We start from the raw sequence: 12,295 nt of genomic DNA, 5'->3' as shown, positions 1-12,295 counted from the left end.
ACCGTCAGGCCGCGAGGCCAGTCTATTCGTCCGACTTCGACTGCAAAAAACCGATCACCCTGCCGCCCAGCGTAATCAGGTCAACCGGATCCAGGGCGTTACATTCAGCCTTTGTCAGCGCTGGCAGGGTAATGCGCGGCAGCACGGTCAGCAGAGCGTCAACATCCGACTGGCACAGATCGGCCAGGCGCACGCCGCGCAGGCTTCCGGCGGTCGGCTTAATCAGCTCCACGCTTTTGATTTCGGTTTCGCCGCGCAGCAGCGGGGTTTCAAACTCAACAACGCTATCTTTCTTTTCCATGATTGTTCTCTGTTCACTGTAGTCAGGTAACGCCAGCGGAGGTCGCTGGCGTCAGGGTTTATACCAGGCCGAGGTTTTTACGGCGCTGCTCAAGGCGGTCAGTGCCGTTAACCTTCTCCACCATGTTGATGGTGTCGATTTCGATCAGCTCCTTGCCGTTAAAAGTCAGCTTGTAATAGGTGTTTTTACTGGTGATTTTGGTTTCCGAGTCTTCACCCTGCTTGGCCTCGCCGAAGTCGAAAGACTGATGCTTACCGCGCACCTCGATCTCGACCGCGATTTCCTCGCCGGTATCGTCACGCTGGTAAGAGCCGGTAAAGCGCAGGGGAATGTCGGAGGCTCCCCACTGCGTGAGTACCAACTCATCAATGCCGCCGATACTCCACTCCATATCAAGCGCGTCATCTTCCAGGCCGTTATCGATAAAGGCCGCGCCGCTCATGCCGCCCGCGCGGAACGGGTCGAGCTTGCGCGCCAGCTTCGGCAGGGTGACGGCGGTGACTACGCCCTGATAGCTGTTGGCGTTGTTGAAAAGGTTCATGCCCTTCAGTTTGCGTGGCAGTGCCATTTATCCGGCTCCTCAGCTGTTTACGGATGCGGCGAAGTTCGCCAGATATTTGTCGGAAATGCGCTGGCGCAGCGTCAGGTCTTCCAGCGGCGGAACCGGCGTATAGTCGTAATCAATAAAGAGCTTGCCCGCCTTCAGGCTGTCTTTGTCGTTTGCGCTTTCGTCATACCAGGCGGATGCACCCAGCAGATAACCGGCGCTGACCAGCTCGCGGAATTTCGCGTTAATGCCTGCGATAATCTCGCGCACCAGAACCGGCGTCAGCGGCTTATCAACCGCCCACATATGCGCCTCGGCCATCGTGTCGGCCAGCACCTGCGCCGTGCGGGTGTAGTTCTCGAACTGAAACAGCGGATCATCGCTGCAGGTACGGTTGCCCCAGAAGCGGAAACCGTCTTTACGGATCAGCGTCGTAACGTCGGCCTCGTTGAGCAGGTCAGCGTCGGTGCCGGTCTGCTGCAGATCCCAGAACACTGATGCGGAAATGCCGGTCACGTTATTGACGCCGACGTTAGACAGGGTTTTATGCCAGCCCGTGTCGTTATCGATTTTGGCGCGCAGGCCCAGCGCGCGGGCGGTCGCAAAGGCGGTATCGGATTTGCTGGTCGCAGTGTTCCAGGCGAGAAAGTCCGGCCAGATAACCATGATTTCGCGCTGGCTGAAGTTCTGACGATACAGGCGGGCTTCGGAAATGGTTTTACATCCCCATGCCGAGACATAGGCAAAGGCGCGCAGCTGCTGCGCGATGCTGGCAAGCGCGGTCGCCACTTCCAGTGAATCCAGCCCCGGCACGCCGAGGATGCGCGGCTTCACGTCGAGCTGGGTCTGCGCGGCGAGCAGCGCTTTCATGCCGGTGTACTGACCGTTTTCATCCGTGCCGCCGATGATATTGGAAATAGTTTCAGCCTCGTCGGCACCTTCAGCGACGCGCACCACTACGGTGACGGGTTTTGACTGGTCGGCAATGGCCTGCAGCGCGGCGGCGAGCGTGCCTTTTTTGCCTGCTTTACCGACTGCGCCCTGCACATTGGTGATGAGAACAGGCGTATTCAGCGGGAAGGTTGCCGCATCGGCATCCTGTGCGGTGCAGACCATGCCGACGATTGAGGTTGATACAGTGGTTATGGTGCGCGTGCCGTCGTTGACTTCGACGATGCGGACACCATGATGATAATCAGACATCTGATGCACTCCGTTTTGAGGGTGTGCTCAGGGTGTCAGGTCAGGTTTAGCGGTGCATCTGATGGGGGTTTGCTGGTCTGTCAGCAGACAGAATTAATAATCTGGCGCTGTCTGTCGGCCGGTATGTACCGGTAAAGGGTTTTAACCGACACCTCCAGCACAAGCGCAATCTGCTGCAGCGTCGCGCCATTCGCCAGCATTCTTTCAGCGCGGCTAATCACGTCCGGCGTCATTACGCGACGCCTGCCGCCGATGCGCCCCTTTTCCCGCGCAGCGGCCAGCCCCGCGCGGGTGCGCTCTATTATCAGCTCGCGTTCCATTTCAGCCAGCGCGCCCATAACGTGAAAGAAAAATCGCCCCATCGGCGTGCTTGTATCGATGCTGTCTGTCAGGCTGCGGAAATTAACGCCGCGCTCGCGCAGCTCCTCCGTCAGCATGACCAGGTGGCGCATACTCCTGCCGAGCCGGTCGAGCTTCCAAACAATCAGCGTATCGCCAGGCTGCAGGCAGCGCAGCGCCTTTTTCAGCCCCGGCCTCTCGCTGGTTTTGCCACTTATCCTGTCCTCGAAAATCAGCTCACAATCTGCGCTCTGCAGCGCAATCCGCTGTAAGTCCGTGTTCTGGTCATTTGTTGACACCCTGATGTAGCCAATCAGCACGCTGAGTTCCCCGCAAATGGGCACAAGTGTGCCAGCGCAGCCCGCCGCAGGGCCAGGCTCTTGTTTCTCAAAAACCTCGGTTTAGGCGACGCGGCAAAAAAGACCGTAGGTAATGGCACCGGCCAGTTGCCTGATATGAGTTTTTTCTCGGCTGTTAAATCGGGAAATGGCTATACCCGACTACCAAATGGCCTGATTTTGCAATGGGGGTATGGATCATTTACACAGAAAGCAACGACGGTGGTTGTGCTGCCAATTGAGTTCCCGACAGCGGGCGTCGCTGTTATGGCTTGCAAGGGTTCATCTTTACCACTGTCGGGGGAATACGGTGTGGGAGCGCAATTCCGCAATAAAGCGTCTTTTGATCTTACTAATACAGGCTCTGGCTCAACTAGCCAGGGAATTTACTGGCTGGCGCTGGGGTACTGAATGAAAAAATATTCACCTTCTACAAATGCTTTTTACGATACCAGCATCAATCTGGTTATCCCTGATGATGCCGTAAAAATCACTGATAAAAAATGGTCTGATTTGCTTTCCGGACAGGCTGAAGGAAAGCTGATTGCCTGCGGTGCTGACATGCTTCCGTGCCTGACTGAGCCGCCGCCGCCTACAGCAGAGGAGCTAATCAGCCAGGCAGAAGACAAACGCAGCAGATTGAGGGCTGAAGCCGACGCGGCTATACAGCCCCTGCAGGATGCGAGCGATTTAGGGATAGCAACAGATGATGAAGCAAGCCAGCTTGTCGCCTGGAGAAAATATCGAGTCATGCTGATGCGCATAAATGTGGAGGATACCGTAAGCATCGCATGGCCTGAAGTGCCAGTGTAATCAGACGAGCCATTTTAGTTCGATTTTTATTTACCGCTTACGCTTGTTATTAACTTTCATGCTTATAGACTAAGCATTATCGTGTAATTCCAGCCGCTCCTACCGGCGGAATGCAAAGGAAGAAGCCAGAAACGCTCACTTCTTTGCACGATAAAAAGATGAAAATAAGATCTGAATACTCATGGTATTCATAGCGCCTCACCGCGACCTTATGCCTGTTCCTAACTTTGAGGGAGCGGGTATTTTTTTGCAGTAAACCGATGCTGGGATTATATCGCCGCGGGCACCGTTATTATTAAGGTTTTGGCGGCCAGATAATATCGGGCGCATCAGTAACATTAACCGCCTGTACTGCCTGAATATATTTCATCCATGCCGTGAGCGAGGCTTTATCTTCTTCCGTAATAATCCCAAGCAGCAGCTGAGTCTGCCATGCCTGAGTGACGCCGTTTGCCTCATTGATCATCGCTGATTTTTCACTGGCGGCCTTACTCACCACTGCGTTCCGCTGCGCGTCGGTGTCAGTTAACCATTTTTCACCATCCCATTTATCCCAGGTGGTTGCAGGTTTGAGCGGCGTTGTGTCCGCCGGGTATTCGCCCGGTGCGCTGATTAATACTGCTGAGCCGTCATTAACTGAATAAACCGTTTCACCGCGATGATCGGCAATGACCTGCCAGCTGCCATTAAGATAAAGCGCCACGCTACCTGCTTCAGCGGGGGGCGGCGCTATAATGCAGGCATTAGCAGGCAGGCCAACGCCCTGAGCCAGAAACTCATTGCTGGAGCCGGTAAACTCACCGCTTACCGCGTCAAAGTTAAAAATCGTCAGTGTGCCGGCCGATTTAGCCAGGCCACTCTTATCAAGCGTTACCTTTGCCATTACGCTGCCCTCACGATGTAATTAAACGCCACGTTGCGCGGGCGGGTTTCGGTTGCGGTGCTGCCAGATGCCCCGCTTGTTGTCACCGTCTGCGTATTATCAACGCTGTAAGCTGAATCCAGACTACCGCGATCACTGTCTGCCACCCGAAGCGGCATTACGACTGTGTGAGTGTGCTGCTGAAGGGCGTGCCCCTGTGTGCTCAGTAGCTCGCGCCCGCTGTCTGCTCCGCGACCGTCATCCCAGCCCCTGATAAATTCGCCGCGCAGGTCAGCAAGTTTCAGGCCCGGATAAGCCAGCGCCAGCTTTGGATATAACGTGCCGCTGAATGTCGCCCCGTTACTTTTCAGAAAGACCATGCCAGCCATTGAATCAAACAGCTCATTAGGCATTTTGGCGTGAGGCCAGGGGAAAGGTGACCCTATGACCGGCGCGCCTTCGCCTAAACCGAGGTTTTTGAGAACGTCAGCAACCAGCCCGGCGTCTTTGATTTCTGCCAGGGCGCTTGCGATTTGCAGGTACTGGCTGTGTGGGTTTTTAGCGTCGGTGTGATTTTTCATTACACTGTCAGCGTAAGCCTTCACCTCGATCACCGCGTCATCAACGTACTTGCGCGTTGCCAGCACGACTGATGGATCAATTTTCAGCGTGATGGCCGTTGTGCTGTTCACGATTAAAATCATGCGCACGGTCTGCGTCCGGCCGCTGCCTTCGGCCAGCTGCGGCTTATAGGTTTCCGGGCAGTTAGCAACGGCAATCAGCACGCCGTCGGCATCGTACAGGCCGATTTCGCGAATCCAGAAACCGCCCTCACTTTCGGGAATAATCTGCTCCGCGATAATCTGGCTGCTGTTTGCCGCGTCAACGGTCAGCGAATTAAGCTGCGCGCGGCGCTTCTCGCCGATGAGCTTTGTCTGTGCGGCGTCAGGCGTCGGCAGCGTGCCGCCACCATCTCCGACGCCTAATGATGTGATATTCACTTTCGTGCCGAGCGCGGCGGCGTTCGCCAGCTTAGCCGCGCCCTGATTGGTCAGCAGGGCAAAATATTTTGTCGTCATGCGCTCACTTCCGTCAGGTCAATAAGATGCACCGCCACGCCGGAATAACCCGGCCCGCCGACGCTGATAAGTTCAGGGGTATAGGGATAAATGGTCAGCTCGTCGCCGCTGTAGCTGGCAACGGCTACCGGCAGCGTGCCGTTAGCGTCCAGATTGATAGACAGCCCGATAAGGTGACGGCTGCAGGGCTTCGCGTCAGCTATCAGGCGCTCCAGCTCGTTATACATTTCCTCCGTAATGCCGGTATCCAGCACGCCTACATCAAGCCGGAACGTGCCTGGCGCTTCGTTGGTTTTCCACCACTCAATAATTCTGATGAGATAGCCCAGCGGCTCAACGACGCGGCGGATAGCGCCTATCGTTCCCTTGTGCCGGTGCACGTACTGCGAGGCAGCAACAACGGCGCGCTTTGTCGATTCCGGCCAGGCTGAATCCCAGCGGTCAACTGACCACGCCCACGCCAGATATGGCAGAAGCTCCACCGGGCAGGATTGCGGATTCCATAACTGCCGCAGCGGCACGCTCATAGCGCCGGGGCTTGCCAGCGCCTCAGCGGCGGCAACCTCAAGCGCTGATGATCCGGTCGGCAGCAGGCGATCACTCATCCGAGCCTCCTACGGTCAGCGTGTAGCCAGTGCAGTAAGCGGCCTGCGTTTTGTCGAGCACCACGTCAGCCGACGGCTTAATCAGGCTGACTCGCTGCACGCCCTCAACGTGCATGGCGGCATACAGTGCAGACAGGCGAATGTCACGGCCGAGACGCTTCTGCGAGCTGATGTAGGCGGCGAGCTTTGCCTCAGAGGCGGCGCGGATTGGCTCAGCCTCCGGCCCCGGATAGAGGTACAGCTCGGCCTCGATTTCGTAATTAACAATCTTCGCTGACTGCACGCTTACCCGGTCGGCAACCGGGCGTACATCCTCATCATTGAGCGCAGCGTTAACCACGGCCAGCAGATCGTCTGTCGCTGCGCCGTTGCCCTCGCGGGCGAGCACAGTCACAGTGACAACGGCTGGTGACGGGCTGATAGCTGACGCATCCGCTACCCGGCCGTCGGCGCTTCTGGCGTGATACTCATACGCGCCGGTCGGCCCGGCCACGCTCATCCCCTCAAAGGCTGAGGCGATGCGCAGCCGGAAATCGTCGTTACTTTCCATAACGGCATCGGTCGGCGGGATGGTCGTATCGTCGGCCGGGGTAATGGTCAGGCGTGTTACGCCATTGTTCGCGCCGAGCTGGTCAAGGTCGCTGTCCAGTGCATAGGCAACCATGACAGCCTTTGCTGCCTCGTTAATGCGCTGGCGCAGGATCAGCTCTCGATAGGAATTCTCCTGCAGCAGCTTAACGATGGGTTCTGATTCAAGCGTCAGCGTGCGGGCGACGGCCTCCTGCTGATCAGCCGGGTAAAGGGAAATCAGTGTCGCCTTGCGCTCGGCCAGCAGGGTTTCATAGTCCAGCGAATCCACCACATCAGGCGCGGGCAGCTGGCTCAGGTCGATAGTTGCCATAGTCTCAGCTCACAGGAACGGTTAAGGAAAAAGGCTGCGCGCTGTCGGTGCGGTTGCCGGACAGCTCAACCACCATTGCGCCATTGAAATACGACTCAAAGCTGATGGCTGTCAGCTTTACCCGCGGCTCCCACTTCAGGATCGCCAGATAGCAGGCCGACATAATCTGCAGGCGCAGCGCCTCATTTTGAGGCTGGCCAATCAGAGCGGATAAAAGCGAGCCATACTGGCGACGCATCACCCTGGTGCCGACAGGAGTCAGCAGAATGTCGCGCACTGACTGCCGGATATGATCGAGATCGGTCAGCGCGGCGCCGGTTTCCCGGTTCATGCCGATATATTTTGCGGTTGTCATATCGGTTCCCCCGTCTGGCCGCCGCTGTCGCCAGGGTGCTTATGCTTGTGCAGTACCTTGCCGTTTGAGGAAAGGTCGCCGCCGGTATGCGTCACGTCGCCTTTCATCGTGCCGCCCTTAGTGACTTCCAGCTGCGCTGTTTTAAGCAGCGTTGTGCATTCCACTTCCGGCGAGTCGAACAGGATTTTTACCGCCGCTTTGATGGTTGCCGTCTGTATGCCGGTTGCAGTCAGCGCGCCATTTTCTGGCTCGTACTCAATCACCGCGCCATCGGGAAATGACCAGTGCAGTGCATCGGCCGAGGCAGACGGAGCCGGATTGTCATCCGAGAAAATGCCCGGCAGTACAAAGCCGGTATCGAGTTCGCCGCCGAGGCAAAGAATAAGCACCTGCTCACCCACTGACGGCGCATTCCAGGAGCGGGTTTTACCCGCGCGGGCGCTCAGCCAGTGCAGCCAGCCGGTCGTATTTTTTCCCGTATCGACACGGCACAGCCCGCCGTCAAGGTTGACGGCCGACACGGTTCCGATGCGGATCAGGTTGCGCAGCAGGCGCTGAATTTCTGCGAGTTGTTCATTCATATCCATATGTTGGAGATTGTTACTAGCAGGAGCTATTCTCTTGTGTCCGCTGGTTAACTGGTAAGAAATCAAGGTGATTTCTCGGAGCATAAAAAATCTGTTAAGAGGAAAGAATGACAGCATCTGATTTATATGAATTTATAAAACTTACTCTTCCTGAAATCATGGGGGCATTAAAAGACACTATCGTCACAGGAGCAGCTTTGACTGGTGCAATAATTGCTTTCAAAGGATTAGGCACATGGAAAAAACAGATTAACGGTCAGGCTAATTACAACCTGTCTAAAAATCTACTTATTAACCTTTTCAAGTATCGAGATGCGGTGAATGACGTTCGCAACCCTTTTATGTCATCACAAGAAATGCCACAGCCTTCAGAAGAGGAAAGTAAGAAATTGAATGATGATGGCGTTCGATATCATGGACTTTATAAAGCTTATGAAAACCGCTGGAACCGAGTAGTTGAGGTCAAAACTGATATTTATGCAAACTTAATTGAAGCCGAGGCATTGTGGGATAATCAATTAAGTGACATGTGGAAAGTGCTACAAAGGCAAGAAAAGAAATTATTAATCAGCCTAAAAAATTACTTGATATTAAGAAGCCCGCATTATGAAAAATTTGATAAGGAACACTTACAAGATAAACAGCATCAAATACATGATGATATATTTGATGCTGGCGATGAAGATGTGTTTAAAAAACAATTTGAATCAGAGCTAAGCAATATGACAAGTTACATTAGAACTAAACTTAAACACTGATACTCCTGAGTGCGCGCATATCTTAACCGCCTAGCCGTTTGAGTATTTCATTTTGCAGCAACTCCATATCGCGCTCACTAATCCCCAATAATGGGCGCGCCTCATACTGAACTTCTTTACCTTTCCGTGACGGCCGGTCACGCAGCCCGTAATGATGCACGCGGGCCATGCGCTGCACGTTACCCGCAAACTCGATCACGGCTTCATTGGGGCTGGCCTGCATCTTCATGTATTTAGCCGTGCGCAGCTTTGCGAACATCTCGCGCTGTATCCGGCCCTTTTTGCTGCGCACCGGCTGCGTTTTGCGGGGCTTAAACGGCGTACCGTCTGGGGCCTGCTGGCGCTTAATATTCTGCTGCTGACTCGTGCGCAGCCTGCGGCCAATGGTTCGCGCCATCTCTTTTCGTGCGGGGGCTGACAGACTGCTGATAAGCGCCTCCAGCCGGTCATTTACCAGCTGCAGCCCGCTCATGTCTGCCACTCGCTGACCAGCTCACCGTGAACATAAAGCTGCACCGGCCGGGCGTCATTCTCCGGCAGCGGGTTCTCGCCGACGTGGGTCACATGCAGCCCGTCGTCGGCCTGTTTCACAATCACGCGCTCGCTCAGCTGCAGCTCGATACTGATATCGCTGGCCGTGTCGCTGATCACATCCGCCTGGAAGGTAAAGCCCGTGCGGCGCTTTTCTTCGGTTGCCATAATGTCGGGTTCATTCGTTCGCAGCCATGCCAGCAGCGGCACGATCAGCAGATCGATATTCCCGGCGTAATCGGTGATAACCATGTTAAGCCGGTACTGGTATTCAAACGACAGCGAGCTGGCAAGCGTCGAGACGATGCGCCCGCTGTCGATAAACACGTTCAGCGCGTCAGGGTTTCGCTGCAGCTCCGGCACGCTGTCGGTCAGTGCCTGGCGCAGCTGTTGTGGTTTCAGCATCGTGTTGTTCCTGGCAGTCTTTGATGATTTCGACCTGCAGCCCGCAGGCGGCGAGCGCGGCCTCAAGCTGTCGATTATCCGCCGCCAGATCGCCCGCCGTTTTAAGGCTGTTTCCCGGCACCGGACAGCTTGTCACGCGCGGACACCCAGTCCAGATAATCTCTGGCGCTGCTGAAGGCCGGGCGGGTGTGCAACCGGATAACATCGTCAGGCAGAGCAGCAGCAGACCAGTCACGCAGTATCGGATTCGCATCGGTTTCTCTCTGTATGGTCATTTCACGGTTAAGCGCGGCCGTGCTGGCGCGCCCCTGCATCAGCCGCAGCTCGGCCTCGCGCTTCTGGCTTGCCCTTGCATCCGCATCCAGCCTGGCTATCGCTTTGTCGCGGCTTTCGATACCGGCCGACAGCGTGCCGATAATGCGCTGCGCGCTGGTCAGGTCATCTTTCGCGAGTTTCCACTGCCAGCCGGTCACGCCCAGCGCCAGCAGCGCCACGGCCAGCAAAGCGGCAATCAGGCGCGTCATGACACACCCCGCAGGCAGTAGGCTGTCTCATTCGCGCGGCGGTTCTCCAGCCCGCGATTTCTCACGCCCTTAACGAACACCCAGCGCCGCAGCTCGTTACAGGCATCAGGCCAGTGCTGCAGCCTGATGTAACGGGCGAAGGTCGAGCTGCAGGCCGCGCGTACGCCGACGTTAAAGGCGAATGAAACGGCCGTGTCATAAATCGGCTGTGGCATCTCAGCCGACATACAGGCATCGATCCCGCGCTCCACGCGCATCACGTCATACACCAGATTAACCGCCGCCTGCCGCTCGCTGACCTGGCTTTGTGGCGTCACGCCTTCGGTGTGACCAATGCCGTTAGTCCAGACTCCGGCGCTGCACTGATAGGGCGAGGTGCGGCACCCCTCAGCGTTGGCGATAAGCGCAAGCCCGGCCTCGGACGTTTTCAGGGTTTTAAACTGTGGCAGCAGCGCAGCAATCGCCAGCACGGCCACCACGGCGCAGCGTTTAACGGTCTGGCTCAAGGTTCACCCCCCGCAGGCGCTGCAGCTCATAGGTTTTGCGGCGGTAGTGCCAGTTGATAAAGAACGTCGCCACGTTAGTAATGAGCGTGATAACGGCCACGCCCGAACCGACCATAAAGGCGATATCCTGCGGCGTATGACGGCCGAACCACATCAGGATGAGGCCAATCAGGTAATTGATCACAGAGCTGATTTTTTCCATTTTTAGTCCCACAGGTTGACGGTTTCGCCCGCTGAAGATTCCGGCAGATCAGGCAGCGTCACCTCGCAGCCGTGCGGCAGTACCGGCCCGCTTTCGGCGAGGCCCGGATTGGCCGCGTAAACCAGCTCAACGGCGTGCCCGGTTCGCCCGTAATAGCGATGGCAGATTTCGTCAACGGTATCGCCCTGCTGCGCGTAAACGTTCATCAGAGCAGATCCACAATGCAGCCGGGCTTACCGGCGATGCGGCTGATACTAAACCGCGCGTCGCGCCAGTACTCGTCAGCGCTGGCCTCGATTTCGCCCGCCTTTTTTGTGCCGCTGGCGTCATAGCCGCGATAGCGTTCAGCGATGGTGGCGGCGGTCAGCGCGCCGACGGCGGCGAGGTAGGCCGTAACCTTTTCGCTCTCGCCGTCCAGCGATTCCGCAGACACGTCGGCCAGCGTCTTAAAGCCCGCCGCCATCTGCGCGGCGCGCCAGTCGTACAGCTCGGCGTTTACTTCTGAAATCGCCGTTTTCACGGCCAGGCGCAGGCGCTGCGCCGTGACCGTTCCCTCATAGCGCAGCGAATCGCGCAGCTGCTGCAGGTCAACGTCAGGCCAGAAAAACGTATTCTTTACCGGCGGCTCGGCAGCGTCTGCCGGTCGCGGGGCGGGGATAACAACCGTGTTATTCATAATCGGCCTTTGAAATAGGTGGGCGGTGGAGGACGGCGCAGACACTGAAAGTGCGTTGCCGTCCTGCCGCCCGTGCGCGGGGTCGCGTTCGGTCAGCGGCGGGCGATAGCTTCTTTTTTCATCGCCGTTCCCAGCCGCTCAATGTCTTTTTTGACGCCGCAGCCGTCGTGCAGCTGATGCGCTCTTGCAAGGTGGGTCATCGCCTCCGAAGCCCTGCCCGCATCGCGAAGCACATACCCGGTTATCTTGTGCAGCTTGGCGCGCACCTGGTCGGGCATGTCTTCAGATTCCGTCATCGCAATGGTTGCCAGCAGCGGGTCAACATCGACCGGCGCTTTTGCCGTCCAGGCGCGCGTTGCCGCGCTGGCGACTTCCTCGGCCAGCAGATAAGGCAGGCTGGCGCGCTTAAAGCCGTCAGGCGATACAAGGCCATGCTTCAGCGCGTACCGGGCAATCTCCAGCGCGCCGGGCACGTCGCCCGCATCGAGCCGCCAGATCATGACGGTCATCAGTACGGCATCCTGTGCGCCTTTGCCTTTCTCCAGCACGCCGGACACCCACGGCAGGTACTCAGGCAGCAGCTGACGCTTCATTTCCGCCTTGCGCTCGTTAGAGTGCACTTTCTTCAGGCGGCGCTTGTCGTCGTTCAGCTTGATGAGCATCTGCTCATAGCCGCTGGCGTGGCGCAGCGGGTTGTCGGCGTTCTGCGAGGCTTCGATAGCCTGCTGGCGCATGCGGTGACGTCGGGCAGGACTTAACATGC

Annotated in this window: 22 protein-coding genes; 3 read left to right on the top strand and 19 right to left on the bottom strand. The window is 56.9% G+C overall.

Going from position 1 to position 12,295, the window contains the following annotated elements; all coding sequences use genetic code 11:
* Nucleotides 1-22: 22 nt before the first annotated feature.
* The 4 genes from J1C59_RS03180 to J1C59_RS03165 form a co-directional block, all read right to left on the bottom strand.
* A complete protein-coding gene (locus J1C59_RS03180) occupies nt 23-301 on the bottom strand; it encodes a phage tail assembly protein (RefSeq protein WP_140917304.1) in 279 nt (92 codons plus the stop codon).
* A 58-nt stretch (nt 302-359) separates the two neighbouring features.
* On the bottom strand, nt 360-869 hold the full coding sequence (locus J1C59_RS03175; RefSeq protein ID WP_128086081.1) for a phage major tail tube protein: 510 nt from the start codon (nt 867-869) through the stop codon (nt 360-362).
* Between the two features lie 12 nt (nt 870-881).
* Nucleotides 882-2,051, bottom strand: a complete 1,170-nt coding sequence (locus tag J1C59_RS03170; protein WP_128086082.1) for a phage tail sheath protein — start codon at nt 2,049-2,051, stop codon at nt 882-884.
* An 80-nt stretch (nt 2,052-2,131) separates the two neighbouring features.
* Nucleotides 2,132-2,710: a recombinase family protein gene (locus J1C59_RS03165; protein ID WP_128086083.1), complete on the bottom strand. Its 579-nt coding sequence runs from the start codon at nt 2,708-2,710 to the stop codon at nt 2,132-2,134.
* Nucleotides 2,711-2,770: 60 nt separating this feature from the next.
* On the opposite strand from J1C59_RS03165, the gene J1C59_RS03160 reads away from it, so the two are divergent.
* The gene (locus tag J1C59_RS03160; protein WP_242281359.1) at nt 2,771-3,139 is read left to right on the top strand and encodes a gp53-like domain-containing protein; all 369 of its coding nucleotides are present in this window, start codon (nt 2,771-2,773) and stop codon (nt 3,137-3,139) included.
* A complete protein-coding gene (locus J1C59_RS03155) occupies nt 3,140-3,541 on the top strand; it encodes a tail fiber assembly protein (protein WP_128086950.1) in 402 nt (133 codons plus the stop codon).
* 295 nt (nt 3,542-3,836) lie between these two features.
* Here J1C59_RS03155 and J1C59_RS03150 read toward each other — a convergent pair whose 3' ends face one another.
* The 6 genes from J1C59_RS03150 to J1C59_RS03125 all read right to left on the bottom strand — a co-directional run bounded on the left by J1C59_RS03150 (nt 3,837) and on the right by J1C59_RS03125 (nt 7,924).
* Nucleotides 3,837-4,244: a tail fiber assembly protein gene (locus J1C59_RS03150; protein ID WP_339329375.1), complete on the bottom strand. Its 408-nt coding sequence runs from the start codon at nt 4,242-4,244 to the stop codon at nt 3,837-3,839.
* 179 nt (nt 4,245-4,423) lie between these two features.
* Entirely contained in the window at nt 4,424-5,482 is a 1,059-nt protein-coding gene (locus tag J1C59_RS03145) for a phage tail protein (RefSeq protein WP_242281358.1), read from the bottom strand.
* Nucleotides 5,479-6,087 (bottom strand): phage tail protein I, encoded by a 609-nt coding sequence (locus J1C59_RS03140; RefSeq protein WP_128085134.1) that lies wholly within the window; start codon nt 6,085-6,087, stop codon nt 5,479-5,481. Before J1C59_RS03140 ends, J1C59_RS03145 begins: the two co-directional genes overlap by 4 nt.
* Complete coding sequence (locus tag J1C59_RS03135) at nt 6,080-6,988, bottom strand: baseplate assembly protein (RefSeq protein ID WP_128085135.1); 909 nt, start codon at nt 6,986-6,988, stop codon at nt 6,080-6,082. Before J1C59_RS03135 ends, J1C59_RS03140 begins: the two co-directional genes overlap by 8 nt.
* Nucleotides 6,989-6,992: 4 nt before the next feature.
* Complete coding sequence (locus tag J1C59_RS03130; protein ID WP_128085136.1) at nt 6,993-7,343, bottom strand: GPW/gp25 family protein; 351 nt, start codon at nt 7,341-7,343, stop codon at nt 6,993-6,995.
* The gene (locus tag J1C59_RS03125) at nt 7,340-7,924 is read right to left on the bottom strand and encodes a phage baseplate assembly protein V (RefSeq protein ID WP_128085174.1); all 585 of its coding nucleotides are present in this window, start codon (nt 7,922-7,924) and stop codon (nt 7,340-7,342) included. Before J1C59_RS03125 ends, J1C59_RS03130 begins: the two co-directional genes overlap by 4 nt.
* Nucleotides 7,925-8,037: 113 nt before the next feature.
* Here J1C59_RS03125 and J1C59_RS03120 point away from each other — a divergent pair, with 113 nt between their 5' ends.
* Nucleotides 8,038-8,688 (top strand): hypothetical protein, encoded by a 651-nt coding sequence (locus J1C59_RS03120; protein WP_128085137.1) that lies wholly within the window; start codon nt 8,038-8,040, stop codon nt 8,686-8,688.
* 22 nt (nt 8,689-8,710) lie between these two features.
* On the opposite strand, the gene J1C59_RS03115 is transcribed toward J1C59_RS03120, so the two are convergent.
* The 9 genes from J1C59_RS03115 to J1C59_RS03075 form a co-directional block, all read right to left on the bottom strand.
* Nucleotides 8,711-9,160, bottom strand: coding sequence for a phage virion morphogenesis protein (locus tag J1C59_RS03115; RefSeq protein WP_128085138.1), 450 nt, complete (start codon nt 9,158-9,160; stop codon nt 8,711-8,713).
* Nucleotides 9,157-9,624, bottom strand: a complete 468-nt coding sequence (locus tag J1C59_RS03110) for a phage tail protein (protein ID WP_128085139.1) — start codon at nt 9,622-9,624, stop codon at nt 9,157-9,159. Before J1C59_RS03110 ends, J1C59_RS03115 begins: the two co-directional genes overlap by 4 nt.
* Complete coding sequence (gene lysC, locus J1C59_RS03105; protein WP_242281357.1) at nt 9,557-9,829, bottom strand: Rz1-like lysis system protein LysC; 273 nt, start codon at nt 9,827-9,829, stop codon at nt 9,557-9,559. Before lysC ends, J1C59_RS03110 begins: the two co-directional genes overlap by 68 nt.
* Nucleotides 9,726-10,148: an Rz-like lysis system protein LysB gene (gene lysB, locus J1C59_RS03100; protein ID WP_140916882.1), complete on the bottom strand. Its 423-nt coding sequence runs from the start codon at nt 10,146-10,148 to the stop codon at nt 9,726-9,728. The genes lysC and lysB overlap by 104 nt, the downstream gene beginning before the upstream one ends.
* Entirely contained in the window at nt 10,145-10,654 is a 510-nt protein-coding gene (locus tag J1C59_RS03095) for a lysozyme (protein ID WP_128085140.1), read from the bottom strand. Before J1C59_RS03095 ends, lysB begins: the two co-directional genes overlap by 4 nt.
* Nucleotides 10,638-10,856: an HP1 family phage holin gene (locus J1C59_RS03090; RefSeq protein WP_064704197.1), complete on the bottom strand. Its 219-nt coding sequence runs from the start codon at nt 10,854-10,856 to the stop codon at nt 10,638-10,640. Before J1C59_RS03090 ends, J1C59_RS03095 begins: the two co-directional genes overlap by 17 nt.
* 2 nt (nt 10,857-10,858) lie before the next feature.
* Nucleotides 10,859-11,062, bottom strand: coding sequence for a tail protein X (locus J1C59_RS03085; RefSeq protein ID WP_128085141.1), 204 nt, complete (start codon nt 11,060-11,062; stop codon nt 10,859-10,861).
* Entirely contained in the window at nt 11,062-11,532 is a 471-nt protein-coding gene (locus J1C59_RS03080) for a head completion/stabilization protein (RefSeq protein WP_128085142.1), read from the bottom strand. Before J1C59_RS03080 ends, J1C59_RS03085 begins: the two co-directional genes overlap by 1 nt.
* A gap of 92 nt (nt 11,533-11,624) precedes the next feature.
* Nucleotides 11,625-12,293, bottom strand: coding sequence for a phage terminase small subunit (locus tag J1C59_RS03075; protein WP_128085143.1), 669 nt, complete (start codon nt 12,291-12,293; stop codon nt 11,625-11,627).
* Nucleotides 12,294-12,295: the final 2 nt, after the last annotated feature.

The sequence above is a fragment of the Pantoea deleyi genome, from assembly GCF_022647325.1.
In the GTDB taxonomy this organism is placed as follows: domain Bacteria; phylum Pseudomonadota; class Gammaproteobacteria; order Enterobacterales; family Enterobacteriaceae; genus Pantoea; species Pantoea deleyi.
This window is presented reverse-complemented; position numbering and strand designations above follow the sequence as displayed.